Origin of the sequence: Pseudomonas sp. G11-1, assembly GCF_024031555.1 — a bacterium.
GTDB lineage: Bacteria > Pseudomonadota > Gammaproteobacteria > Pseudomonadales > Pseudomonadaceae > Halopseudomonas > Halopseudomonas bauzanensis.
Genome location: NZ_QEYQ01000001.1, coordinates 259,772 through 282,476 on the forward strand (window position 1 = coordinate 259,772; position 22,705 = coordinate 282,476).

General features: G+C 61.6%; 21 protein-coding genes. 9 read left to right on the top strand and 12 right to left on the bottom strand.

All coding sequences use genetic code 11. The annotated features are described in order from the left end of the window. Window positions 1-48 precede the first annotated feature (48 nt). From DHB74_RS01230 to DHB74_RS01240, 3 genes are all read left to right on the top strand, one after another. The gene (locus tag DHB74_RS01230; protein ID WP_074778135.1) at window positions 49-660 is read left to right on the top strand and encodes a LysE/ArgO family amino acid transporter; all 612 of its coding nucleotides are present in this window, start codon (window positions 49-51) and stop codon (window positions 658-660) included. Window positions 661-811: 151 nt separating this feature from the next. After that, entirely contained in the window at window positions 812-1,393 is a 582-nt protein-coding gene (gene sodB / locus DHB74_RS01235) for a superoxide dismutase [Fe] (RefSeq protein WP_074778133.1), read from the top strand. A gap of 117 nt (window positions 1,394-1,510) precedes the next feature. Beyond that, complete coding sequence (locus DHB74_RS01240; protein ID WP_280165678.1) at window positions 1,511-3,559, top strand: putative bifunctional diguanylate cyclase/phosphodiesterase; 2,049 nt, start codon at window positions 1,511-1,513, stop codon at window positions 3,557-3,559. A gap of 12 nt (window positions 3,560-3,571) precedes the next feature. On the opposite strand, the gene DHB74_RS01245 is transcribed toward DHB74_RS01240, so the two are convergent. The 11 genes from DHB74_RS01245 to DHB74_RS01295 form a co-directional block, all read right to left on the bottom strand. After that, window positions 3,572-4,498: a GIDE domain-containing protein gene (locus DHB74_RS01245; RefSeq protein WP_051610732.1), complete on the bottom strand. Its 927-nt coding sequence runs from the start codon at window positions 4,496-4,498 to the stop codon at window positions 3,572-3,574. Further along, on the bottom strand, window positions 4,495-5,076 hold the full coding sequence (locus DHB74_RS01250; protein ID WP_036988844.1) for a LemA family protein: 582 nt from the start codon (window positions 5,074-5,076) through the stop codon (window positions 4,495-4,497). Before DHB74_RS01250 ends, DHB74_RS01245 begins: the two co-directional genes overlap by 4 nt. Before the next feature lie 182 nt (window positions 5,077-5,258). Further along, the gene (rpoS, locus tag DHB74_RS01255; protein ID WP_412778936.1) at window positions 5,259-6,242 is read right to left on the bottom strand and encodes an RNA polymerase sigma factor RpoS; all 984 of its coding nucleotides are present in this window, start codon (window positions 6,240-6,242) and stop codon (window positions 5,259-5,261) included. Window positions 6,243-6,409: 167 nt separating this feature from the next. Further along, window positions 6,410-7,243 carry a peptidoglycan DD-metalloendopeptidase family protein gene (locus DHB74_RS01260; protein WP_036988843.1) on the bottom strand — a complete coding sequence of 278 codons (834 nt, stop codon included), beginning with the start codon at window positions 7,241-7,243 and terminating at the stop codon, window positions 6,410-6,412. A gap of 19 nt (window positions 7,244-7,262) precedes the next feature. Then, window positions 7,263-8,156 carry a polyprenyl-phosphate transporter gene (locus DHB74_RS01265; RefSeq protein ID WP_074778732.1) on the bottom strand — a complete coding sequence of 298 codons (894 nt, stop codon included), beginning with the start codon at window positions 8,154-8,156 and terminating at the stop codon, window positions 7,263-7,265. Window positions 8,157-8,197: 41 nt separating this feature from the next. Beyond that, on the bottom strand, window positions 8,198-8,866 hold the full coding sequence (locus DHB74_RS01270; RefSeq protein WP_036988842.1) for a protein-L-isoaspartate(D-aspartate) O-methyltransferase: 669 nt from the start codon (window positions 8,864-8,866) through the stop codon (window positions 8,198-8,200). After that, window positions 8,859-9,623: a 5'/3'-nucleotidase SurE gene (surE, locus tag DHB74_RS01275; RefSeq protein WP_499160608.1), complete on the bottom strand. Its 765-nt coding sequence runs from the start codon at window positions 9,621-9,623 to the stop codon at window positions 8,859-8,861. The genes DHB74_RS01270 and surE overlap by 8 nt, the downstream gene beginning before the upstream one ends. Beyond that, a complete protein-coding gene (gene truD, locus DHB74_RS01280; RefSeq protein ID WP_499160609.1) occupies window positions 9,623-10,681 on the bottom strand; it encodes a tRNA pseudouridine(13) synthase TruD in 1,059 nt (352 codons plus the stop codon). Before truD ends, surE begins: the two co-directional genes overlap by 1 nt. Window positions 10,682-10,683: 2 nt before the next feature. Further along, window positions 10,684-11,157: a 2-C-methyl-D-erythritol 2,4-cyclodiphosphate synthase gene (gene ispF / locus DHB74_RS01285; RefSeq protein ID WP_036988840.1), complete on the bottom strand. Its 474-nt coding sequence runs from the start codon at window positions 11,155-11,157 to the stop codon at window positions 10,684-10,686. 325 nt (window positions 11,158-11,482) lie between these two features. After that, window positions 11,483-12,337, bottom strand: a complete 855-nt coding sequence (fghA, locus tag DHB74_RS01290) for an S-formylglutathione hydrolase (protein ID WP_136869670.1) — start codon at window positions 12,335-12,337, stop codon at window positions 11,483-11,485. A gap of 91 nt (window positions 12,338-12,428) precedes the next feature. Next, a complete protein-coding gene (locus tag DHB74_RS01295; RefSeq protein ID WP_036988837.1) occupies window positions 12,429-13,541 on the bottom strand; it encodes an S-(hydroxymethyl)glutathione dehydrogenase/class III alcohol dehydrogenase in 1,113 nt (370 codons plus the stop codon). Window positions 13,542-13,650: 109 nt separating this feature from the next. Here DHB74_RS01295 and DHB74_RS01300 point away from each other — a divergent pair, with 109 nt between their 5' ends. Continuing rightward, complete coding sequence (locus tag DHB74_RS01300) at window positions 13,651-14,547, top strand: LysR substrate-binding domain-containing protein (RefSeq protein WP_169304609.1); 897 nt, start codon at window positions 13,651-13,653, stop codon at window positions 14,545-14,547. Between the two features lie 112 nt (window positions 14,548-14,659). On the opposite strand, the gene DHB74_RS01305 is transcribed toward DHB74_RS01300, so the two are convergent. Beyond that, on the bottom strand, window positions 14,660-15,043 hold the full coding sequence (locus DHB74_RS01305; protein ID WP_036988835.1) for a DUF4168 domain-containing protein: 384 nt from the start codon (window positions 15,041-15,043) through the stop codon (window positions 14,660-14,662). Window positions 15,044-15,236: 193 nt separating this feature from the next. Here DHB74_RS01305 and DHB74_RS01310 point away from each other — a divergent pair, with 193 nt between their 5' ends. From DHB74_RS01310 to DHB74_RS01330, 5 genes are all read left to right on the top strand, one after another. After that, window positions 15,237-16,730: a sensor histidine kinase gene (locus DHB74_RS01310; protein ID WP_499160610.1), complete on the top strand. Its 1,494-nt coding sequence runs from the start codon at window positions 15,237-15,239 to the stop codon at window positions 16,728-16,730. Next, window positions 16,727-18,109 carry a sigma-54-dependent transcriptional regulator gene (locus tag DHB74_RS01315; protein WP_036988833.1) on the top strand — a complete coding sequence of 461 codons (1,383 nt, stop codon included), beginning with the start codon at window positions 16,727-16,729 and terminating at the stop codon, window positions 18,107-18,109. Before DHB74_RS01310 ends, DHB74_RS01315 begins: the two co-directional genes overlap by 4 nt. Window positions 18,110-18,212: 103 nt before the next feature. Beyond that, window positions 18,213-19,370, top strand: coding sequence for an efflux RND transporter periplasmic adaptor subunit (locus tag DHB74_RS01320; RefSeq protein ID WP_499160611.1), 1,158 nt, complete (start codon window positions 18,213-18,215; stop codon window positions 19,368-19,370). Continuing rightward, window positions 19,370-21,319: a MacB family efflux pump subunit gene (locus DHB74_RS01325; RefSeq protein WP_499160612.1), complete on the top strand. Its 1,950-nt coding sequence runs from the start codon at window positions 19,370-19,372 to the stop codon at window positions 21,317-21,319. Before DHB74_RS01320 ends, DHB74_RS01325 begins: the two co-directional genes overlap by 1 nt. After that, window positions 21,309-22,685, top strand: a complete 1,377-nt coding sequence (locus DHB74_RS01330) for an efflux transporter outer membrane subunit (RefSeq protein ID WP_499160613.1) — start codon at window positions 21,309-21,311, stop codon at window positions 22,683-22,685. Before DHB74_RS01325 ends, DHB74_RS01330 begins: the two co-directional genes overlap by 11 nt. Window positions 22,686-22,705: the final 20 nt, after the last annotated feature.

Genomic DNA, 22,705 nt, shown 5'->3' on the forward strand with positions numbered 1-22,705 from the left:
TTAAATCACCCATCAGACTGCCAGCCTTTCTTCTTGGCGGAGCCAGACATGCAGGGTATGGGCAGTTATATGAATGGTTTCCTGGTGGCCGCAGGGTTGATCATGGCCATCGGCGCGCAGAATGCCTTCGTTCTGGCCCAGGGGTTGCGGCGGGAGCATCACCTGAGCGCAGCGGTGGTGTGTATGACCTGTGATGCATTGCTGGTGACCGCCGGCACCTTTGGCCTGGCGTCGTTGCTGCAAAGGCATCCGCTGGCGATGGAAATCACACGCTGGGGTGGCATCCTGTTTCTGGTCGGATATGCGCTGTTGGCCTTGCGCCGTGCCCTCGGCAGCCAGAGCCTGGTTGGCATGGACCCTGACCGGCCAAGACGCTCGCGTCAGGCGGTGCTGATGACCACGCTCGCGGTGACGCTGCTCAATCCCCATGTCTATCTCGACACCCTGGTATTGATCGGCTCGGTCGGCGCCCAGCAGGACCTGCCGGCGTTGTTCGCACTGGGCGCCGCCAGCGCATCCGTGGTGTGGTTCTTCAGTCTGGCGCTCGGGGCGGCCAGGCTGGCGCCCTGGTTGCAACGCCCACTGACCTGGCGGCTGATCGATATCGGTGTCGCGGCCATGATGCTCAGAGTGGCCTGGTCACTGGTGTGGCCCGCTTGAGGCTTGCGGCATGGCTAGCCCGGGAACAGAATGCTATGATCTTGGCTGTTATAAACAGGGGCGGCGCCTGTGATTGACTGGCGTGAGGAGACCCCGGCCAGGCTTGCGCAATACCGAACCGACCCCGATAACCTGAAGATGGAGAGAGACCATGCCTTTCGAATTGCCCGCACTTCCCTATGAAAAGACCGCCCTCCAGCCGCACATCTCCGCCGAGACCCTGGAATATCATCACGACAAGCACCACAACACCTATGTGGTCAACCTGAACAACCTGATCGCCGGTACCGACTACGAAGGCAAGAGCCTGGAAGATATCATCAAGACCTCCTCTGGCGGCCTGTTCAACAACGCCGCCCAGGTCTGGAACCACACCTTCTACTGGAACTGCCTGAGCCCCAATGGCGGCGGCGAGCCCACCGGCGAACTGGCCGACGCAATCAACAAGGCATTCGGTTCCTTCGAAGCGTTCAAGGACGAGTTCAGCAAGGTCTCCATCGGCACTTTCGGTTCCGGTTGGGGCTGGCTGGTGAAGAAAGCAGACGGTTCCCTGGCCCTGGCCAGCACCATCGGCGCCGGCAACCCGATCACCTCCGGTGACACCCCGCTGCTGACCTGTGACGTCTGGGAACATGCCTACTACATCGACTACCGCAACGCGCGTCCGAAGTACGTTGAGGCGTTCTGGAATCTGGTCAACTGGGACTTCGTCGCGAAGAACCTCGCTGCCTGAAGCCTGGCCTGACTGATGTGAAACACCCCGCCTTGAGCGGGGTGTTTTGTTCTCAGCAGTTGCACCGCATCAGTTACGGATGCATGATGCGGAAAACAATGAAAAGGACGACATGTGTTGAAAGTGAGCCGCCGACACAGTCTTTCAATCAAGCTTTTGAAGCTGGTGTTGATGTGGGCACTGTTGGCAGGAATGCTGCTCAGCATGGGGCAAATCCTGTTCGACCTGCGCATCGAACGAGAGGCAATCAATCGGGACGCCAAGCAGATCCTGGCCATGTTCCACGACCCGGCGAGCCAGGCGATATTCAGCCTGGACAAGGAAATGGCCACCCAGGTGATCGAAGGCTTGTTCGCCAACGAGGCTGTCCATTTCGCTGCCATCGGTCATCCAGATGAACCGCCATTGGCCAGTCGCGAACGGCCACTGAGCACCCCCTCTTATCGTTTCATCACTGATCTGCTGTTCGGCGTCGAGCAGAGTTTCAGCATTCCGCTACGGGGACGGGCACCTTATAACGAATATTATGGCGAGCTGCGCCTGACTCTGGAGACTGCACCCTACGGTCAGAAATTCCTGCGCTACTCGCTGATCATTCTCATCTCCGGGGTATTGCGCGCCCTCGCCATGGCCGGTGCACTGTACCTCGTCTATCACGTGCTGCTGACCCGGCCATTGGCACGCATCATCGACTACATCGCCCATATCAATCCCGAGCAGCCGGGAAAAATGATGATTCCCATGCTGCCGGGTCAGGAGCGCAACGAACTGGGGCTCTGGATCACCAAGATCAACGAGCTGCTGCACTCCATCGAACGCAACCGCAACCAGCGCTATGAGGCCGAAGCCAACATGCAACACATGGCCCGGCATGATCAGTTGACTGGGCTGCCAAACCGCAGCCTGCTGTTGGAGCAACTGGCGCGCATTCTTGCCGAGGCGCGGCGCCGCCAGCATGGCGTCGCGGTACTTTGTTGCGGGCTGGATGACTTCAAGGAGGTCAATGACAGGTTCGGCTATCAGACCGGCGATAGCGTACTGGTAGCTGTCGCTGAGCGACTGCACGCCCACAGCGGGCGCCTGATCAGTATCGCCCGGCTGGGCGGTGATCAGTTCGCACTGGTTGTCGGCGCTGTGGACGAGCCCTATGAAGTGGCTGAACTGGCGCAGCAGATCCTCGATGAATTGGGCCTGCCCTTCCCCGTCAACAACAGCCAGGTGGCGATTCAGGCCACCATCGGCATCACCCTGTTCCCCGACGACGGTCTGGATGCAGGCAAGCTGCTGCAGAAGGCCGAGCAGACGATGATGCTGGCCAAGACCCGCTCGCGTAACCGCTATCAGTTCTACATCGCGAGCGTGGACAGCGAGATGCGTGACCGTCGCGAGCTGGCCGCAGACCTGCGCAATGCCTTGCTGCGCAATGAACTCCATCTGGTATACCAGCCGCAGGTCAGCCTGACCGACCACCGTGTGGTCGGCGTCGAAGCCCTGGTACGCTGGCATCACCCGGAACGCGGACTGGTGCCGCCAGACCTGTTCATACCGCTGGCCGAACAGAGCGGAGCGATCATTGCCATCGGCGAATGGGTGCTGGATCAGGCGTGCCGACAGTTGCGAGACTGGCACGAGGCCGGCAGAACGCATTTGCGCATGTCGGTCAACTTGTCGACCGTCCAGCTGCACCACCCCGACCTGCCGGAGATGGTGACCCAGGTGCTGCAACGCTACGGACTGCCACGCGCCAACCTGGAGTTGGAAGTCACCGAAACCGGGCTGATGGAGGATATTCACGCCGCCGCCCGGCACCTGAACGAGCTCAAGAGCATCGGTGTACAGATTGCCCTGGATGACTTCGGTACTGGCTATTCTTCCCTGAATTACCTGCGGCGGCTGCCGCTGGACAAGATCAAGATTGACAAGAGCTTCACCGGCGACCTGCTCACCGCCCCCGACGACCAGACTATCGTGCGAGTTATCATCCAGCTCGGCCGCAACCTCGGAATGCGGGTGATCGCCGAGGGCGTGGAGTCAGCCGGACAACAAGACTACCTGAGTGCCGAAGGCTGCGATGTCGGCCAAGGCTACTTCTATAGTCGACCGCTGACCGCGACCGCCCTCATCGAGTGGCTGGACGGTTATGAACGGGAGCACTACCGGGGCTGAAACAGCGGCCGCCTATTGCAGCAGGGCCAGCCAAAGCCAGCCGGCCAACCCACCAGCAAGCAACATGCCGGCCAGGCTCCAGCCCGACTGACGGCGCAACCGGCGGCTGAGGTCTTCTTCATGGTGATCAGACAGTAGAAAGGGCAAGTTCTTGTGCGGCGGCTTGACCAGCATGTGCACGGCTGGCGCCTCACCCGCACGGCGGATTTGCTGCTGCGCCTCCCGGGCTGCCGCGGCGCGCACCCGCTCCCATTCAGCCGGATCAAGCTGGCCATCAGCATTGCGATCAAACCGGGCCAACAGGGTTGGATAGTCCGCCTTCCAGCTGCTGATGATCTGTCGTGCAACTGACTGCGCATCCGTCGCCTCGCGCCCACCGCCGCGGCTTTCAAACCAGCCCAGGGCATAGAGCGGATCGCCTTCCTGCAACCATTCTTCGGTATAGCGATAGCGGCGAGCAAGCAAGGCGCCCAGTACGCCAGTCTGTACCACGTTACCCAACGGCCAGCGTCGATTGCCTTCCCAGCGCCGACGCTGACGAGGATGAACCTCCGCGGCCGCAGGCTGGATCCAACAGCTGCCGGTTTCATCCCGCAACAGGATAGGTCGGTCGGAGCTGCCCCGCTCGACAGTACGCCACTCCGTATTTCGGCCCCGACGTTGCAGCTCTTCGACGGTGAAGCGATACCACAGACACGGGCGACCAGCCAGTGGTGACAACAAGGGCGCATACCCACCCGCTTCTACCTGCCCGACCAGCTCGACCAGGCCCTGGGCCGCAGAGCGGATTTTCGAGGTCGGCGTATCCTCGACCCAGCGCGCCCGGCGCAGACGGCTGAACATACGATAGAGCAGCCACAGTGCCAGCACCGAGCTGAGGCCGGTGAACACCGCGTGTGCGCCCCGGGAAATGAGAAAAATGCCGTACAGGTCGATCATGAAAACAACTGGCGAAGATCCACGTCGGCCTTGTCCGCTTCGGAGAATTGCAACAACTCAGCGGGTCGAAAGGCGAAGAGCCGCGCGATCAACACATCCGGGAACTGTTCGATCCGCACGTTATTGATATTCACCGCTGCGTTATACAGTTCACGACGATCGGCAATGCCGCTCTCCAGACCGGAGATACGCTGCTGCAGATGCTGGAACGAGGAACTGGCCTGCAGCTCTGGGTAACCCTCAGCCAGGGCGAACAATTGGCCCAGGCCGCTGCGCAGGGCCGTTTCCGCCTGGCCCAGGCGCTTCAGATCGGCTTGATCACGCGCCTGGCTGACCGCGTTGCGCGCGCTGATAACCTTCTCGAGGGTCCCCTGTTCGTATTGCATGTACTGCCGACAGGCCTCCACCAGCTTTGGCAGTTCATCATGACGCTGACGCAGCAACACATCGATGTTGGCCCAGGCGCGACTGACCGCGTGCTTGATATTGACCAGTTGGTTGTACAGGGTGACGGCGTAGATCAACAGAACCACCAGCGCCGCCACAATCAGCAATGTGGGAAGATGACTCCAGTCCATTCGATACTCTCCTTTTGGTGCTGTTGAACACAGCCAGAGCTATCTTCGCACAGAATGGGATAGCGGCAACATGAAAAACGCAGGCCCCGGGAACACGCCGTTACAGCGCTGGCCAATCTAAAACGGGAACCCTGAGGTTCCCGTTTTAGATTGCTGTTGAGTGCCCTGGGCGAGCCGGGGAGTCACTGAAACAGTGATTCTCCGGACAGTCCATGCTGCTCGAAGATGTCACGCAGGCGCTTGAGCGCTTCGACCTGAATCTGCCGCACCCGCTCACGAGTCAGACCGATTTCCCGGCCTACCTCTTCCAGCGTGCTGCTTTCGTGACCGCGCAGACCGAAACGTCGGGTGACCACCTCGCGCTGCTTCTCGCTCAGCTCGGACAGCCACATGTCGATACTGGCGTTGAGGTCATCGTCCTGCAGTTGCTCACAGGGATCCTGCGCCATGTCATCGGCCAGGGTATCGAGCAGGGTCTTGTCCGAGTCCGGCCCCAGAGAAACATCGATCGATGCCACCCGCTCGTTCAGCCCGAGCATGCGCTTGACGTCCTCGACCGGGCGGTCGAGCAGCTGGGCGATTTCTTCCGGGGTCGGCTCATGATCGAGTTTCTGCGTCAACTCACGGGCCGCACGCAGATAGATGTTCAGCTCTTTTACCACATGGATCGGCAGACGAATCGTGCGAGTCTGGTTCATGATGGCCCGCTCGATGGTCTGGCGAATCCACCATGTGGCGTAAGTCGAAAAGCGGAAACCCCGTTCGGGATCAAACTTCTCCACCGCCCGGATCAGGCCGAGGTTGCCCTCTTCGATAAGATCCAGCAGGGTCAGCCCGCGATTGACGTAGCGACGGGCGATCTTGACCACCAGCCGCAGGTTGCTCTCGATCATCCGCTTGCGACCGGCTTCGTCGCCCTTCAGTGCCAACCGCGCGAAATAGACCTCTTCCTCGGGAGTGAGAAGCGGTGAGAAGCCGATTTCATTGAGATACATCTGAGTGGCATCAAGCTGCCGAGTGAATTCAAACGCATTTTCACGCTTGTGATTGCGAGGAGTTGCCACCCGAACGCGATCCGGTTCGTCCGCGGTCTCGGGTTCGTCCGGCCTGATCTGATCTACCAGTTCAAGATCCTCAGGCACATTATTATTAACAGCCATTTGCATGCCCCATCTTCAGTCGAAACACGATCGGATGCACAAAGGCAATCCGGTGCGTGTCAGCCTCCGCTGACTATCGCCGGGATTGGCACCCCCGCTTCGCCAATCCAGTGCTCCCTGCAGTTTGCCTGGAAACTATGACAACATTAAAACTGTTTTGTCTTGGAGCTAGTTCACAGTTTGGGCAAATAACCGAGAGGGTCCACAGGTTGGCCGCGACGTCGAATTTCAAAATGCAGCTTGACCCTGTCGGTACCACTGCTCCCCATCTCCGCGATCTTCTGCCCGACCCTGACTTGCTCCCCTTCCTTTACCAGCAAACGGCTGTTATGCGCATAAGCACTGAGGAAATCGTCGTCATGCTTGATGATGATCATGTCGCCGTAACCAATCAGCCCCCGCCCCGCATAGACCACCGAACCGTTTGCCGCAGCAAAAACAGGCTGACCCAATTGACCGGCAATATCAATCCCTTTATTCAAACTCGCGTTCGATTGGAAACGCGCTATTAAAGGGCCCTGGGCCGGCCATTGCCAGCCGGTAAGCGCAGCAGGAGCAGGTGTGGATGCCGGTTTATTTGTAACAGTTTGTTTCTCTGCACCACTTTTAACCGGGGCAGGCGCCGGTGCGGGGGTTGATCGCACCGGCGGCGAACTGGTGGGTCGGCTGGCCGCCGGTGGAGTTCGTGTGGGCGCGCGAGCAACAGCGGACGAGCGCGTTTCCAGGCTGATGCGCTGCCCAGGATAAATTGTGAAAGGCTGTCGCAGGTTGTTGTTGGCGGCCAGGGCTTTCCAGTCCCAGCCATAACGGAAGGCAATCTGATAGAGAGTTTCGCCGCGCTGGACCACATGGGAGCCGGAAGTCACCTGCTCGGCGCGGGAGCTGCCACGACTGCGGTCATCGACCGGAACACCGCCCGAGGGACCGGCGCAGGCCGACAGCAGCGATGCCAGAAGCAGGACTGCAGGTAACGCGATGCTGCTATAGCTCCATTGCCTCACGGTCATCCCCCCAGCCAATCGGCGTTCAATCCCGGCGCATCCGCTGGCCAATCCATTCAAGGCCCAGCACCACCACAACGGCCGCCAGCATCAGCGCCAGTCCGCCCAACCAGTGAGACGGTGCGCCAGTCAGTGATTCGTAGCTGCCCGGCAGCAGATTGGTCTGCTGCATGGGTTCCATCGCGCCCTGGCTGTTCTCACGCCAGGTCAGCGTCTGCTTCCACGGCCAGACCTTGTTCAATGACCCTATCATCAGCCCCGTCAACAGCGCCAGGGTAGCGTTCCTGGCATGCTGGAGCAGCCAGGACAGTAATCGCGAAAAACTCAGAATGCCGACCAGGCAACCGCAGATGAAAATCGTCAGCAGAGCCACATCGAAGGATTTGATCGCTCCGAGCACTGTCGTGTACAGGCCCAGCAGCAACAGGATGAAACTCCCCGAAATACCGGGCAGGATCATCGCGCAGATGGCAATGGCGCCAGCCAGAAAGATCATCAGGGGGTTGACCGGCCACTGCAACGGCACCGCCACGGTAATCACGTAGGCAAAAGCAGCCCCTGTAAACAGCATCAGGATGACGCCGATGCTCCAGCGATGGATCTCCCGACCGACCAGCCACACGGAGACGAGAATGAGGCCGAAGAAGAACGACCAGATCAGTTCCGGATGTTCTGCCAGGAGATAGCTGATCAGATTCGCCAGGGTGGCAATACTGGTAGCAACGCCGGCCAGCAGCGCTACCAGAAAGTTGCCATCGATGGATCGCCAGGTTTCCCTGACCCTTCCACGCAGCAGCCACAGCAGCTTGTTCGGTGTGCAGGAGCCTATAGCGGCCAGCAGGCGGTCATAGATACCGGTGATGAAAGCGATGGTGCCGCCAGACACGCCGGGGACAACATCCGCAGCCCCCATGGCCATGCCCTTGAAAAAAACCAGAAGGTACTCCGAGAAAAAACGATTCAAAAGCTGATAGCTCCTGCCAGCAGTGGGACAAAACGTACAGGTTCGACCTGCCGGCGGATGAATTGATCCCCTTCCCGGGTCACCAGGGTGAGAAATTGTTCATGCTCGCCCACCGGAATCACCATTCGGCCACCCTCGGCCAGTTGCCCAAGCAGTTCGGTAGGCACTTCGGCAGGAGCCGCAGTCACCAGAATCGCATCATAAGGTCCGTATTGCGGCCAGCCCCAGTTGCCATCGGCGTGCCGGTATACCACATTGCGAACGTCGATCTCCTTGAGCACCGCCTTGGCCCGCTCCTGTAGCGGCATGATGCGCTCGACGGTGAATACCCGCTCGACCACCTGCGCCAGGATCGCGGTCTGGTAGCCGGAGCCGGTGCCGACTTCCAGCACCTTGTCCAGCGGCCCGCCACCAAGCAGCAGCTCGGTCATCCGCGCCACGATATAGGGCTGGGAGAGGGTCTGGTTGTGGCCTATGGGCAACGCGGTATCTTCATAGGCCCGGTGCGCCAGCGCCTCGTCGAGGAACAGGTGACGCGGGGTACGACGGATCGCTTCGAGCACATGGAGATTGCGGATACCCTCTTCGAACAGCCGCTCCAGCAGCCGCTCGCGGGTACGCTGAGAGGTCATGCCGATCCCGGTTTTCCAGAGATCCTCACGCATCGTTCGTCATCCCCAACTTGCCCAGCCAGCCATCCAGGTGGTCAAAGACTTCATAGTGTGTCTTGTCGATACGCAGCGGAGTGACCGAGACATAGCCTTGCATGACCGCATTGAAATCGGTTCCCTCACCGCCATCTTCGGCATCGCCAGCCACGGAAATCCAATAGCCTTCCTTGCCACGCGGATCAGTCCACTTGACCGGCTTGGCGGCGCGATCACGGTGCCCCAGCCGAGTCAGCACCACGCCCTTGATGCGCTCCAGCGGCAGGTTCGGAATATTCACATTGAGGATGGTACGCGGCGGCAGTTCAAGCTGATCATGGGCCTCGACCAGACGGCGAGCAATGGCCGCCGCAGCGGGCAGGTTATCGGCCTCGCGACTGACCAGCGAGAAGGCCATGGCCGGGCGGGACAGGAAGCGCCCTTCCAGCGCGGCGGCGACGGTGCCGGAATACAGCACGTCATCTCCCAGGTTGGCGCCCAGGTTGATGCCGGACACCACCATGTCGACGCTGTCGGCGAACAGCGAGTTGACCCCCAGATGCACACAGTCCGTGGGCGTGCCGTTAAGGCCGACAAAACCGTTTTCCAGATAGAAGGGGCGCAGTGGCTTATCCAGCGTCAGTGCGCTGCTGGCACCGCTGCGGTCTTCATGGGGGGCTACCACCACACAATCGGCATAATCGTGCAGTGCACCGTGCAGGGCCGTCAGCCCTGGCGCCAGCACACCATCGTCATTGGCAATGAGAATACGCATCAGGTTTCACTTTCCAGTCCGCCGCCAGGCTCATCGGCCAGCACCAGCAACTCGCGCAACACCGCGGTGGCGAAGCAGCCGGTTGGCAGGGTGAATTCAATTTCAAGGCAATCCGGTGAGGGATAATGCCACGTCAAGCCGCTGATGGGGAGGCGCAAAATGCGTCGCTGCTGTTCAAGCCCGGCGCTTTCCAACCAATGGCACAGGACCGGTTCGCTCGCAGCCACCGCCTGCTCCAGCATTTGCGCCGTCTGCGCGGTCGGCAGCTCGCCCTGCCCCCACAACGGGCCGGTGGAATGCACGTCCAGCTCCTCGAAGCGCCGGTCATCTGCCGCCAGTCGCTGCGCGGAAAAATGGCTGCGGCTGTCAGTGAAGGCCAGGCAGTCGCCCTCCACCAGCTGGTTCCAGTTTCCCTTCTCGACCCGTTGCGCCAAAACCCGGTTGAATACCAGACTGCGCGCGGTGGACAACAACCGCGAACGAGTTCCCCGCGCCGGCGGCAGACCGCCGCGCTCGGCCCAGTGGCGCGCCTGATCGATATTACCGCCATCCCGACCAAAACGCTGGGGGCCGAAATAGTTCGGCACGCCGCTGGTAGCAATGCATTGCAAGCGCGCGTCCAAGGATTCCTGCTCGGCCTGCAGGCTGCTCAAGCGGATGACGAAGCGATTGGCACGGTGGGCGCCGCGTTGCAGCTTGCGGGAATGACGCTGGCTGGCCAGGCAGCGCAGGTTGTCATCCCATAGGGCAGACAGGTCCGGATCGGCCTTGCCCGGCAACTGCAGACTGAACCACTGGCTGGTGATCGCACGACGATCCTTGATGCCCGCGTAGCTGACATCACGCAACTTGATCCCCGCTGCCCGGGCCAACTGACGCGCCACCTCTTCGGTATTCAGGTCGCGCTTTTCAATCAACAGCCAGAGATGTTCGCCCTGCCCGCTCAGCTCGATATCCAGAATTTCCGTTACCCGAAAGTCTTCCGGCTGGGCCTTCAGAACGGCCCGCCCGCAGGGCTCGCCCAGCGCACGCGGCCCCAGCCACTGGCTGTCATCCATACTCATCGCGGCAGCAACAGGGCGACCGCATGCACGGCGATTCCCTCCTGGCGACCGACGAAGCCCAGCTTCTCGGTGGTGGTGGCCTTGATATTGACCTGATCGCGCACCACCTGCAGGTCCGCCGCGACCCGCTCGCACATGGTCTCGATATGCGGTGCCAGCTTGGGCGCCTGGGCAGCGATGGTAACGTCCACATTACCTACCTGCCAGCCCTTGGCATGCACCAGCGACAGGGCATGGCGCAACAGCACCCGGCTGTCGGCGCCCTTGAACTGCGGATCGGTGTCCGGAAAATGCCGGCCGATATCACCCAGCGCGGCGGCGCCGAGAATGGCATCGGTCAGCGCATGCAACACCACGTCCCCATCGGAATGGGCGACCAGCCCCCGATCATGGGCAATCCGCAACCCACCCAGAGTAATGAAATCGCCCTCACCGAAACGGTGAACGTCGTAGCCGTGACCAATGCGCATGGGATACCTGCTGAACTGAAAAACGAAGGGGGATATTACAGGGTCCGGGTTACAGGCAGAAGCATTGCGGGGTTTTGTGCATGCCCAAGGGGCGCGACTAGTTGCCACTTCCTATTGCGAGTGGCCTTTGCACCGGGAACAGCCTACCTGCGACACCCCGTAAATACATCCATGTAGGCTCGCGGTCGCCATCCTTGGCGACACGACGGTCGCAGGTAGGCTGTTCCCGGCACAAAGGGGGTGAGGATTTGTGTGGCTGAGGGGTTTAAAAACCATCAGCCATATATAAGGTTCCGACCAACCTGTACTCCCCCACAAATCGCAATCACAAGCGGCCCAATGCCCGAGCATGATGACGCAGATGATCATCGATAAAGCTGGCGATGAAGAAGTAGCTGTGGTCGTAACCCGGCTGGCGGCGCAGGGTCAATGGGTGCCCGGCAGCTGCCGCAGCGGCTTCCAGTGCCTCCGGCTTGAGCTGTTCAGCAAGGAAGTTATCCGCCTCACCCTGATCGACCAGCAATGGCAGCCGCTCTGGCGCATTGGCGATCAGCGCGCAGGTGTCCCACTGCTTCCACTGCTCCCGATCATCCCCCAGATAATTGCCGAACGCTTTGTGGCCCCAGGGGCAGTCCATGGGATTGGTGATCGGGGCGAAGGCAGACACCGAGCGGTAGCGCCCCGGATTCTTCAACGCACAGATCAGCGCGCCATGGCCGCCCATGGAGTGGCCGCTGATGCTGCGCTGGTCCGAGACCGGGAAGTTCGCTTCGATCACGGCCGGCAATTCGCTGACGACATGGTCATACATGCGGTAATGCCCAGCCCAGGGCTGCTCCGTCGCGTTGACGTAGAATCCCGCGCCGAGACCAAAATCCCAGGCCCCGTCCGGATCATCCGGCACACCCTCGCCACGAGGGCTGGTATCAGGCGCGACGATGACCACGCCCAGCTCCGCTGCCAGCTTCTGGGCGCCAGCCTTGTGCATGAAGTTCTCATCGGTACACGTCAGTCCGGACAACCAATAGAGCACCGGCAGGGGCTCCCCCCGATCGGCCTGGGGCGGCAGGTAGATACCAAAGACCGTATCGCCACCCAGTACTGACGAGCGATACCGATAGCGTTTATTCCAACCGCCGAAACTCTTGTTGGCGGCAAGCAATTCAATGGAAGAGTTCATGAGTCGATTCCTGATTGTTCAGCTGAAGCGCTGATGTAATCGTTGAAAATGATCCAGGCGGGTGTCGAGATGGAACTCGACACCCATCGGCTCAGAAATGGATAACCGAACGAATGCTCTTGCCTTCGTGCATCAGGTCAAACGCCTTGTTGATATCTTCCAGGCCCATGGTATGGGTGATGAAGGCATTCAGCGGGATCTCGCCCTTCTGCGCTTTCTCCACATAACCTGGCAGCTCGGTACGGCCTTTCACGCCACCGAAGGCACTGCCGCGCCAGACCCGGCCGGTAACCAGCTGGAAGGGACGAGTGCTGATCTCCTGGCCGGCGCCGGCCACACCAATGATGGTGGATTCGCCCCAGCCCTTGTGGCAACACTCCAGCGCCGCGCGCATCAGGTTCACATTGCCGACGCACTCGAAGGAGTAATCCACGCCGCCGTCGGTCATCTCGACGATCACCTGTTGGATCGGCTGTTCATGATCCTTCGGGTTGACGAACTCGGTAGCACCCAGCTCGCGGGCCTTATCGAATTTGTCGGGGTTGATATCGACCGCGATGATACGGCTGGCGCCGGCCATCTTCGCGCCGATAATCGCCGCCAGACCGATACCGCCCAGACCGAAGATCGCCACCGAGGAACCGGCCTCCACCTTGGCAGTATTGAGCACCGCACCGATGCCGGTAGTGACGCCGCAGCCGAGCAGGCAGACTTCTTCAAGCGGCGCCTCTGGCTGGATCTTAGCGAGCGATACTTCCGGCAGCACCGTGTACTCGGAGAAGGTCGAGCAGCCCATGTAGTGATAGATCGGCTTGCCCTGGTAGGAGAAGCGGGTGGTGCCGTCAGGCATCAGACCCTTGCCCTGGGTCTCGCGCACCGAGCTGCACAGGTTGGTCTTGCCGGACTTGCAGAACTTGCACTCGCGGCACTCGGCGGTATACAGCGGGATGACGTGATCGCCCACGGCCAGCGAGGTGACACCTTCGCCCACCGCTTCGACAATACCACCACCCTCGTGGCCGAGAATCGCCGGAAACACACCTTCCGGATCATCGCCGGACAAGGTGAAGGCATCCGTGTGGCAAACGCCGGTAGCGACGATGCGCACCAGTACCTCGCCGGCCTTCGGTGGCGCCACATCGACTTCAACAATTTCCAGGGGTTTGCCTGCTTCGAACGCCACAGCAGCGCGGGATTTGATCATGGGAATCTCCGTCCAGATGAATGAATGACGAAATGGAGTGTAGTAGACCAGCCAGGCGTGGATAATAGACCGCCAGACAAAACATTATTGCCATACAGGGATAATCATTATGAGTCGTTGGAGCGGACTGGACGAATTCGTCTGCGTGGCCGAGCTGGGGCACTTCAGCGGCGCGGCGCAACGGCTCGGCGTTTCCTCCTCCCATATCAGTCGGCAGATAGCCCGGCTGGAAGATCGCCTGCAGACCCGGCTGTTCTATCGCAGCACCCGCCGGGTCACCCTGACCGAGGCCGGGCGAACCTTCCTGCAGCATTGCCAGCACCTGCAGGATGCGCGGGACGAAGCTATCCAGGCGGTCACCGACCTTTCCAGCGAGCCCAAGGGGTTGCTGCGCATGACCTGTTCGGTAGCCTATGGCGAGGAATTCATCATGCCGCTGGTCAACGAGTTCATGCAGCAGTATCCGCAACTGCGCATCGAGATGGCCCTGACCAACCAGACTGTCGATCTGCTGCATGGCCAGTTCGATCTGGCCATCCGCCTCGGGCGGCTGCAGGACTCTCGCCTGGTAGCCACCCGGCTGGCACCTCGGCGCATGTTTCTCTGCGCAGCGCCCGCTTATCTTGACCACCATGGCGCGCCCCACAGCCTGTCCGAACTGCCCCGCCACAACTGCCTGATCGGCAGCACCGATACCTGGACCTTTCTCGAGTCCGGTCGCGAAATACCGGTGCGTATTCAGGGCAACTGGCGCTGCAACAGTGGTCGCGCGGTATTGGACGCAGCGCTGCGCGGCTTCGGCCTGTGTCAACTACCCGACTATTATGTGCAGGAGCATCTGCGCAGCGGCGCATTGCGCTCGTTGCTGACGCAACACCAGCCGCCACATACCGCCGTCTGGGCGCTCTATCCCCAACAGCGCCATCTATCCCCTAAGGTCAGGAAACTGGTCGACCATCTGAAAAGTGGACTGGAGCAGCGGGTGGAGTATCAACAGCCCGAGTGATTGAGAGGCAGGAATCGGTTGTGGGAGGTTGTGTGGGAGTGGGTTCCACCAGCAGCGGAACCGACAATAGAAAAGGGAGCCCGAAGGCTCCCTTTGTTACCGCTGCGCTGCCTTATTTCAGGCTTTCAACGCGCTGCTGCAGTTCCGGGTCAGTCTGCATGCGGGTAGCGATCTCGTTGTAGGTGGGTACGTCCAGATCGGCATCCTGTACGGCTTCGACCATTTTTTCCTGGGCTTCAAGCTGCAGTTTCTGCGCTTCTTCCTGGTCTTCAGCCTTGCTCAGCTTCTCGGAAAACTCGTCACGCAGCTCGGCCACTTCGGCATCGGCTTCTACGAATTTCTCCAGGTTCTCATCGCTGATCGGCGCAGCAGCCGGCTGACCCTGTTCATACTGCTGCTGAGCGGGAGCGCCTCCGGCCTGGGCCATGACAGCAGGAGCGCCGATCCCGAAGGTGGCAAAAGCGATGGCGGCGGTCAGTGTCTTGAGATTGTTCATGAGGTGCTTCTCCTTCAGTTGAAAGTAACGGAATCAATCCATTATCCGTGCCAGCTTTCCCAAAATCAAAATAAGCAATTGATATATAAGTAAATTATCTATTTCGGAAATTACCAGGATTGATCCATCGCTGTACCCAACGCGCCAATAAATGTATACATACTGCACATGAGCAAAAAATACCCGGTCAAAAATGAACACAGCCCCTTTCCAAACCCGGCTTCGCATCAATGGTCTGCAACGCACCCTGTTGCTGTTCGTCATCTTGCCGATAGTGCTGCTCAGCGCCCTGGGCATTCGCTTCGGGCTGGGACAGGCCAGCGAGTTTCAGGAACAACGGCTGAAGAATGATCTGGAACTGATCGGCCGCGCCATCAGTATTCCGGTGGGTAGTGCACTGAATAAAGGCGATATGCAGGCGGTGGAGCTGGCGCTGGGCTCGGTATTCGTACTGGGTGAGGTCTACGGCGCCTCGGTATTCGATGTGGATGGCAATCGCATCGCGTCGGCCGGCATCACCGAGACCGACCTGACCCGCACCACCATTCCCGACCGCATCCGCACCACCGGCGAAGGCCAGGAAGCCTTCAGCCGGGTCGCCGGGCGCAGCCTGTTTTCCCACTTCCTGCCGCTGTTCGATAACGTCGGGCAGATCCAGGGGCTGATCCAGATCACCCGGCGGGCCAGCGATTTCGGCCATGCCCTGCAACAGCTGACCATCATTGCCTGGCTGATCTGGGGGCTGTTCAGCCTGGTCATCCTGGCCGGTGTGCTGCTCGGCCATTACGGCGGGGTCGGTCGTCACGTGGATAAATTGCTCGCCCATATGGACCGGGTCGCCCGGGGCGACCTGTCACACCGCGCCGCCCTGGAAGGCCCCAACGAGGTCGCCAGCATCGCCCGCGGGCTGAATCAGATGCTCGACAGTATTGAACAGGCGCACCGGGATCTGGACGAGCACCGCGCCGCGGAAACCCAACTGGTGGCACGGCTCAAGGACAATGAAAAGATGGTCGCCATCGGCAGCATGGCCCGCGGCATCGCCCATGAGCTGGGCGCGCCATTGAGCGTGATCGATGGCCGCGCCCGGCGCCTGGAACGTTCGGGCAACCTGGATGAACAGCAACTGCGCAATGTCGAGGGCATCCGCAGTCAGGTCGGGCGCCTGACCCGTACCGTACGGCAACTGCTGGATTACTGCCGACCGGCGGCGACCCAGCCGCGGGACCTGACCCCGGCGCTGCTGATTGAAAGCGCGATCGAAGCCATGCGCCCCGAATTGGAAGCCGCCGAACGTACTTTAGTCCCAGATATTCCCACAGCGCTGCCGGTGTTCTGCGCCGACGCTGGCCGCCTCGAACTGGCGTTGCTGAATCTGCTGCGCAATGCGCTGCAGGCGTCCGCCAGCCAGATCGGTATCCAGGTAACCGCGGATGAACAGCAACTGACGATTTGCGTTACTGATGACGGCCCGGGGCTGCCAGCGGATCGCCCGCTGGAAATGTTGCTCGAACCCTTCTTCACCACCAAATCACCCGGCGAGGGCACGGGACTCGGACTGGCCATCGTTCAGGCGGTCGCCGAAGAGCACGGTGGCAGCCTGAAACTGACCAATCGCGCCGAAGGTGGCTGCGCAGCCTGCCTTACCCTGCCCCTCGCCCCGAGCGCAACGGAGATGCCGTCATGAACCAAAGCGAACATATATTACTGGTCGAGGACGACCGCGGTTTGCGCGAACTCCTGCAGGAAGAACTGGAAGCCGAGGGTTACCAGGTTACCGCTTGCGGCGACGCCGAACAGGGGCTGCAAATGTTACGCAGCCAGACGCCCGATCTGCTGATCAGTGACCTGCGGTTGCCGGGCGCTGACGGCCTCAGTCTGTTGCCGGCGCTGGCTCAGTGCGATGTGCCACCGGCAGTGTTGATCATCACCGCCTTCGGCTCGGTACAGCAGGCAGTCAAGGCGTTACAGGCCGGTGCCGACGACTTCCTGACCAAGCCACTGGAAATGGATCACTTCCTGCTGACAGTCAACCGCCTGCTGGAAAATCGGCGCCTGCGCAACGAGGTCCGGCATTACCGCAGCCTGCTGGCTGTCGAACAGTTCAACGGCATTATCGGCCAGAGCCCAGCCATGCAGCAGCTGTTCCATCACATTCGCCAGATCGCCTCCGCCGATGGGCCGGTACTGGTGCAGGGTGAGAGTGGCACCGGCAAGGAACTGGTGGCCCGAGCCCTGCATGATCAAAGCAGCCGTCGCGATGGCCCTTATATGGTGGTCAACTGCGGCGGTATTCCCAGCGAATTGATGGAAAGCGAATTCTTCGGCCATGCCGCCGGCGCCTTCACCGGCGCGCGCAACCAGCGTGCCGGCTTGTTCCAGCAGGCGGACGGCGGCACCTTGCTGCTCGACGAGTTGGGGGAAATGCCCCTGGCGCTGCAGGCCAAACTGCTGCGAGTACTGCAGGACGGCAAGGTGCGGCCGGTGGGCAGCGATCATGAAATCCAGCTCGACGTGCGCATCATCGGCGCCACCAATCGCAACCTGACCGAAGCCGTCGCCGACGGCAGTTTTCGCGAGGACCTGTTCTACCGACTGGAAACCTTCGCCCTGCAAGTCCCTCCCCTGCGCGCCCGGGGCGAGGATGTCCAGCGCCTGGCGGAGTTCTTCCTGACCCGTTTCAACGCCCGCCAGCAGCGCCGCATCAAGGGCTTCAGCGACGAGGCGCTGGCCATGCTGCAACGCTACGCTTTCCCCGGTAACGTGCGCGAACTGCAAAACGCCGTGGAGCGCGCCGCCACCTTCTGCGATACCCCACTGATCGAGGTGCGCCATTTGCCGCAGCGCATCTGCGAGCAGCCCGCTGGCCAACCGCTCCCCTCCCCAACCACCCGCGGACCAGCAACGCCGCCTCCAGCCAGCGGCGACCCGGAGGGCATGCCGACCCTGGAAACCGTCCAGCGTCAGTACATCCATCAGGTAGTCCAGGCCACCGGCGGCAACAAACGCCGCGCCGCCGACATCCTGGGTATCACCCGGCGCACGCTGTATCGCTGGCTGGAGTAAGTGCACCAGCTTTACAGTTTCTTTACCCAGCCGCTGCCCCGATTGACACTGCGCCTCGGTAAACTGTGCGCCATTGCCCCCCGATCGTATTCAAGGAATCACTATGTCATCTTCCAGGCGTTTCCTGTGGCTGTTCGCCGTCCTGGCGGGAATGGTCGCATTGCTCTGGTTTTTCTGGCTGGCGCCGGACAGCAAGGGGCCGGAGTTGGTCACGGCACCGGTCGAACGCGGTGATATCGAAGACAGCGTCACCGCCCTGGGCACCCTGGAGCCGCTCAACTATGTGGATGTCGGCACCCAGGTCTCCGGTCAGCTGGAGAAGCTGCATGTAGAAGAAGGTGAACAGGTCGAAGAAGGCCAGTTGCTGGCCGAGATCGACGCGACCATTTACCTGGCCAAGGTCGAGGCCACCGAGGCCCAGTTGGAAAACCTCCAGGCCCAGCTCGCCGACCGCGAAGCCACCCAGGTACTGGCCCGGCTGCAGGCCAAGCGCCAGCGTAACCTGATAAAGCTCGACGCCACCAGCCAGGAATCCGTGGAACAGGCCGATGCCACCCTGCGCTCGGCCACCGCGCAGATTGCCGCGCTCAAGGCGCAGATCCGCCAACTGGAATCCCAGCTCAAGGAAGCCCGCGCCGACCTCAGCTACACCCGTATCTATGCGCCCATGACTGGCACCGTGGTCGACCAACTGGCCAACCAGGGCCAGACCCTCAACGCCAACCAGACCGCGCCGATCATCGTGCAGATTGCCGACCTGAGTACCATGACCGTGCGTACCCAGGTGTCGGAGGCGGACATCACCCAGCTGCAGGTGGGCATGCCGGTGTGGTTCACCACCCTCGGTCAGCCCGATGTACGCCGCGAAGGCGTGCTGCGACAGATTTTGCCGACCCCGGAAATCGTCAACAACGTGGTGCTGTTCAACGCCCTGTTCGACGTGCCCAACCCGGACGGCAAACTGCTGCCACAGATGAGCGCCCAGGTGTTCTTCGTCAAGGCCGCGGCGGACAATGTGCTGACCATCCCGGTATCCGCGCTCAAGCCAGTGGAGCGCCGCCCGGGCGCCGGCGCAGACCAGCGCTACCGTGTACAGGTGCTGGAAAATGGCGAGCCGCAGCCCCGCGTCATCAGCGTAGGCACCATGACTCGGGTCAGCGCCGAGGTGCTGGAAGGGCTTGAGGAAGGCGACGAGATCGTCATCGCTGGCGGCAGCAGCGCTCCGCCTGCTGAGCGCAGCCAGCGCCGGCCGAGGTTCTGATGAACACTCCCTTGATCCGCCTCGAAGGCATCGGCCGGACCTACCGCAACGGCGAGCTGTCGACTACCGTGCTGCATGACGTCACCCTGGATATCCATGCCGGCGAGTTCGTCGCCATCATGGGCGCCTCCGGCTCCGGCAAGTCGACCCTGATGCACCTGCTCGGCTGCCTGGACCAACCCACCACCGGCCGTTACCTGTTCGAAGGCGAGGATATTGCCGAGCTGGATAGCGACCAGTTGGCCAGCCTGCGCAGCCGCACCTTCGGTTTCATTTTCCAGAGCTACCACCTGATTTCCTCGGCCAATGCCACCGAGAACGTGGAAGTACCCGCCATTTATGCCGGCCTGCCACGGGAGGCGCGCCATGCCCGCGCCGAGGAACTGCTTACCAGCCTGGGGCTTGGCGAGCGGCTGCAGAACCGTCCCAATCAGCTGTCCGGCGGCCAGCAGCAGCGCGTTTCCATCGCCCGGGCGCTGATGAACGACGCGCACATCCTGCTGGCTGATGAGCCCACCGGCGCACTCGACAGCAAGAGCGGTCATGACGTCCTGCAGTTGCTCAAGGACCTGCATGCCCGGGGCAAGACGGTAATCGTCATCACCCACGATCGCGAAGTCGCCAGCCATGCCGACCGCCTGATCGAGATCCGTGACGGCCGCATCATTCATGACAGCGGGCGCAAACCGAGCCCGGCCGAGCAAGTCGAGGCGCCACCGCCCCGCCCCGCTCGCCAACAGGGCCTGGCCGCTTTCGGCGATATCAACGAGGCAGTGCGCATGGCCCTGCGCGCCCTGAAAGCCAACTTGTTCCGCACAGTGTTGACCTTACTGGGCATCGTTATCGGTGTAGCCTCGGTGGTGGTCATGCTGGCGGTGGGCAACGGCGCGCGTCAGGATGTAGTCGAGCGCATCAGCGATATGGGCACCAACCTGCTGCTGATTCGCCCCGGCGCACCGAATACCCGGCGTTCGGCGGATGGCACCACCAACACGTTGACGCCGGAGGATGCCATCGTCGCCGCGCGAGTGGACAACGTGGTTGCCGCGGTGCCCGAAGCCGACACGCGGGCTACGGTACGCGCGGGCAACACCGACGCGCAGACCCAGATCACCGGTACCACCGCTGATTACCCGCTGGCCAAGAGCTGGCCGGTGGCCTCGGGGGTGTTCCTCAATGACGATGACAACCGTCGCTACGCCGCCGTCGCGGTGATCGGCCAGACCGTCGCCACCAACCTCTATGGCGATGCCGATCCGCTGGGCCAGTACATGCTGATCCGCAACGTGCCCTTTCTGATCATCGGCGTGATGCAGGAGAAAGGCGCCACCCCCTGGGGCCAGGATCAGGACGACGTGGTGTTCGTGCCGCTGAATACCGCCAGCAACCGGCTGATCGGCTCTCGCCATCTGAGCAGCATCAGCGTGCTGATCGAGGATCTGAGCCTGTCCGACGCCACCCAGGAAGCGGTCCGCCAGGCGGTGATGGCCAATCATTCGGGTATCGAGGATTTCCAGATCCGCAATATGGCCTCGCTGCTGGAAAACATCGCCAGCACCCAGGATACCTTTACCGTGCTACTGGGCTCGATCGCCGCCATTTCCCTGTTGGTCGGCGGCATCGGTGTAATGAATATCATGCTGGTGAATGTGTCCGAGCGCACCCGGGAGATCGGCATCCGCATGGCCACCGGGGCGCGCACCCGCAACATCCTCCAGCAGTTCATCGTCGAGGCCATGGTGGTCTCGGCCATTGGCGGCGCCATTGGCGTGGTTACCGGCCTGGGCTTTGCCAGCATGCTGCAATACTTCGGCACGCCGATCCAGTTCACCGCCGGCCCGGTGCTGCTGGCCTTCGGCTGCGCCTTCGCGACCGGTCTGATTTTCGGTTTCATGCCTGCCCACAAGGCAGCCCATCTTGATCCAGTGGTGGCCCTCAGTGCGGACTAGACAATTCATTCCCCTTACCCTCGCCATCTTGCTGGCCGGTTGCAGCCTCAACACACCCGTGCCGCAGACCGGCCTGCAGGCACCGGCACAATGGAATCAGGCAGCAGACTCCTCGGTCTGGCCCGAAGCGCGCTGGTGGACCCAGTATGATGCGCCGCAGCTGTCCCAGCTGATGGCCCAGGCACGGGTCGGCAACCTGGACCTGGCCAGCGCCGCGACCCGCCTGCTGCAAGCTGACGCGCAGTTGCGCCAGAGCGGCGCCGCCCTGCTACCGAGCATTGACGGCAGTGCCAGTGGCCGCCGTGGCGGCAACAGTGGTGATGGAGATGTGAGCAGCGGTTTCAATGCCGGCCTGAACGCCAGCTACGAAATCGACTTCTGGGGCCGCAACCGCGCCGCCGTTGAAGCCGCCACTGCCAACCTCAACGCCAGTCGCTACGATCTGGAGGCGCTGGCCATCACTACCGATGCCAGCGTGGCCAGCAGTTGGTTCCAACTGGTGGAGAACCAGGCGCGCCTGCAGTTGGCACGAGACAACCTGGCCGCGGCCGAGCAAGTATTGAATATCGTCGAAGCGCGCTACCGCTACGGCGCCGATGACAGCCTGGCGGTCAGCCAACAGCGCGCCCTGGTCGCCCAGCTGCGTGCCAACCTGCCCGCGCTGGAACAGCAGACCTTGCAGTTGCGCAACAGCCTGGCGCTGCTGCTGGGCCAAGGCCCGGACTTTACGCTCGGAGCGCTGCCCACCATGGACGACATCGCCGTACCCGAGCCCGGCGCCGGCCTGCCATCCGAGCTGCTCAATCGCCGCCCGGACATCCGCGCCAGCGAACAACGACTGCTGGCCGCCAACGCCAACCTGACCGCAGCCCGGGCCGCGCTTTATCCGAGTATCCAGCTCACCGGCAGCTACGGCGCCCAGAGCTCGGCGCTGTCCGACCTGGTCAGCAATCCGTTGAACCCTTGGAGCCTGGCCGCCGGGCTGACCCAACCCATCTTCGATGGCGGCCGCCTGCGTGCCCAGGTCGAGATCAGCGAAGCCAGCCAACAGGAGTCGCTGATCGGCTATCAACGGGCAATTCTCGATGCGTTAATCGATGCCGATACTGCCCTTGGTGCGTTGCAGCAGGCGCGCCGGCAGTATCAGCTGCAGCAGGCAGCTACCGCCGAATCAGAACTGGCCTTTGAATTGGCCCAGGCCCGCTACAAGGCCGGCGCCATCGACCTGCAGAACCTGCTCGACACCCAGCGCTCCTATTTCCAGAGTCAGGACAGCCTGGTCCAGCAACGCGCCGCCTGGCTGCTGGCGACAGTGGATCTGTACCGGGCATTGGGTGGCGGCTGGCAGGATGTCCCGGTAAGCTAGCCCTCCTGGATCATCATCGG

What these genes read in the sequence shown, in the direction of transcription:
- DHB74_RS01270 (WP_036988842.1), bottom strand. Translation starts at nt 8,866, where the DNA reads ATGCGTGAGGATCTCTGGAAAACCGGGATCGGCATGACCTCTCAGCGT.
- truD (WP_499160609.1), bottom strand. Translation starts at nt 10,681, where the DNA reads ATGGATGACAGCCAGTGGCTGGGGCCGCGTGCGCTGGGCGAGCCCTGC.
- DHB74_RS01245 (WP_051610732.1), bottom strand. Translation starts at nt 4,498, where the DNA reads ATGATCGACCTGTACGGCATTTTTCTCATTTCCCGGGGCGCACACGCG.
- DHB74_RS01265 (WP_074778732.1), bottom strand. Translation starts at nt 8,156, where the DNA reads ATGGCCATGGGGGCTGCGGATGTTGTCCCCGGCGTGTCTGGCGGCACC.
- rpoS (WP_412778936.1), bottom strand. Translation starts at nt 6,242, where the DNA reads ATGCAAATGGCTGTTAATAATAATGTGCCTGAGGATCTTGAACTGGTA.
- DHB74_RS01250 (WP_036988844.1), bottom strand. Translation starts at nt 5,076, where the DNA reads ATGGACTGGAGTCATCTTCCCACATTGCTGATTGTGGCGGCGCTGGTG.
- fghA (WP_136869670.1), bottom strand. Translation starts at nt 12,337, where the DNA reads ATGAACTCTTCCATTGAATTGCTTGCCGCCAACAAGAGTTTCGGCGGT.
- surE (WP_499160608.1), bottom strand. Translation starts at nt 9,623, where the DNA reads ATGCGTATTCTCATTGCCAATGACGATGGTGTGCTGGCGCCAGGGCTG.
- DHB74_RS01320 (WP_499160611.1), top strand. Translation starts at nt 18,213, where the DNA reads ATGTCATCTTCCAGGCGTTTCCTGTGGCTGTTCGCCGTCCTGGCGGGA.
- DHB74_RS01310 (WP_499160610.1), top strand. Translation starts at nt 15,237, where the DNA reads ATGAACACAGCCCCTTTCCAAACCCGGCTTCGCATCAATGGTCTGCAA.
- DHB74_RS01325 (WP_499160612.1), top strand. Translation starts at nt 19,370, where the DNA reads ATGAACACTCCCTTGATCCGCCTCGAAGGCATCGGCCGGACCTACCGC.
- DHB74_RS01295 (WP_036988837.1), bottom strand. Translation starts at nt 13,541, where the DNA reads ATGATCAAATCCCGCGCTGCTGTGGCGTTCGAAGCAGGCAAACCCCTG.
- DHB74_RS01305 (WP_036988835.1), bottom strand. Translation starts at nt 15,043, where the DNA reads ATGAACAATCTCAAGACACTGACCGCCGCCATCGCTTTTGCCACCTTC.
- DHB74_RS01230 (WP_074778135.1), top strand. Translation starts at nt 49, where the DNA reads ATGCAGGGTATGGGCAGTTATATGAATGGTTTCCTGGTGGCCGCAGGG.
- DHB74_RS01260 (WP_036988843.1), bottom strand. Translation starts at nt 7,243, where the DNA reads ATGACCGTGAGGCAATGGAGCTATAGCAGCATCGCGTTACCTGCAGTC.
- sodB (WP_074778133.1), top strand. Translation starts at nt 812, where the DNA reads ATGCCTTTCGAATTGCCCGCACTTCCCTATGAAAAGACCGCCCTCCAG.
- DHB74_RS01315 (WP_036988833.1), top strand. Translation starts at nt 16,727, where the DNA reads ATGAACCAAAGCGAACATATATTACTGGTCGAGGACGACCGCGGTTTG.
- DHB74_RS01300 (WP_169304609.1), top strand. Translation starts at nt 13,651, where the DNA reads ATGAGTCGTTGGAGCGGACTGGACGAATTCGTCTGCGTGGCCGAGCTG.
- ispF (WP_036988840.1), bottom strand. Translation starts at nt 11,157, where the DNA reads ATGCGCATTGGTCACGGCTACGACGTTCACCGTTTCGGTGAGGGCGAT.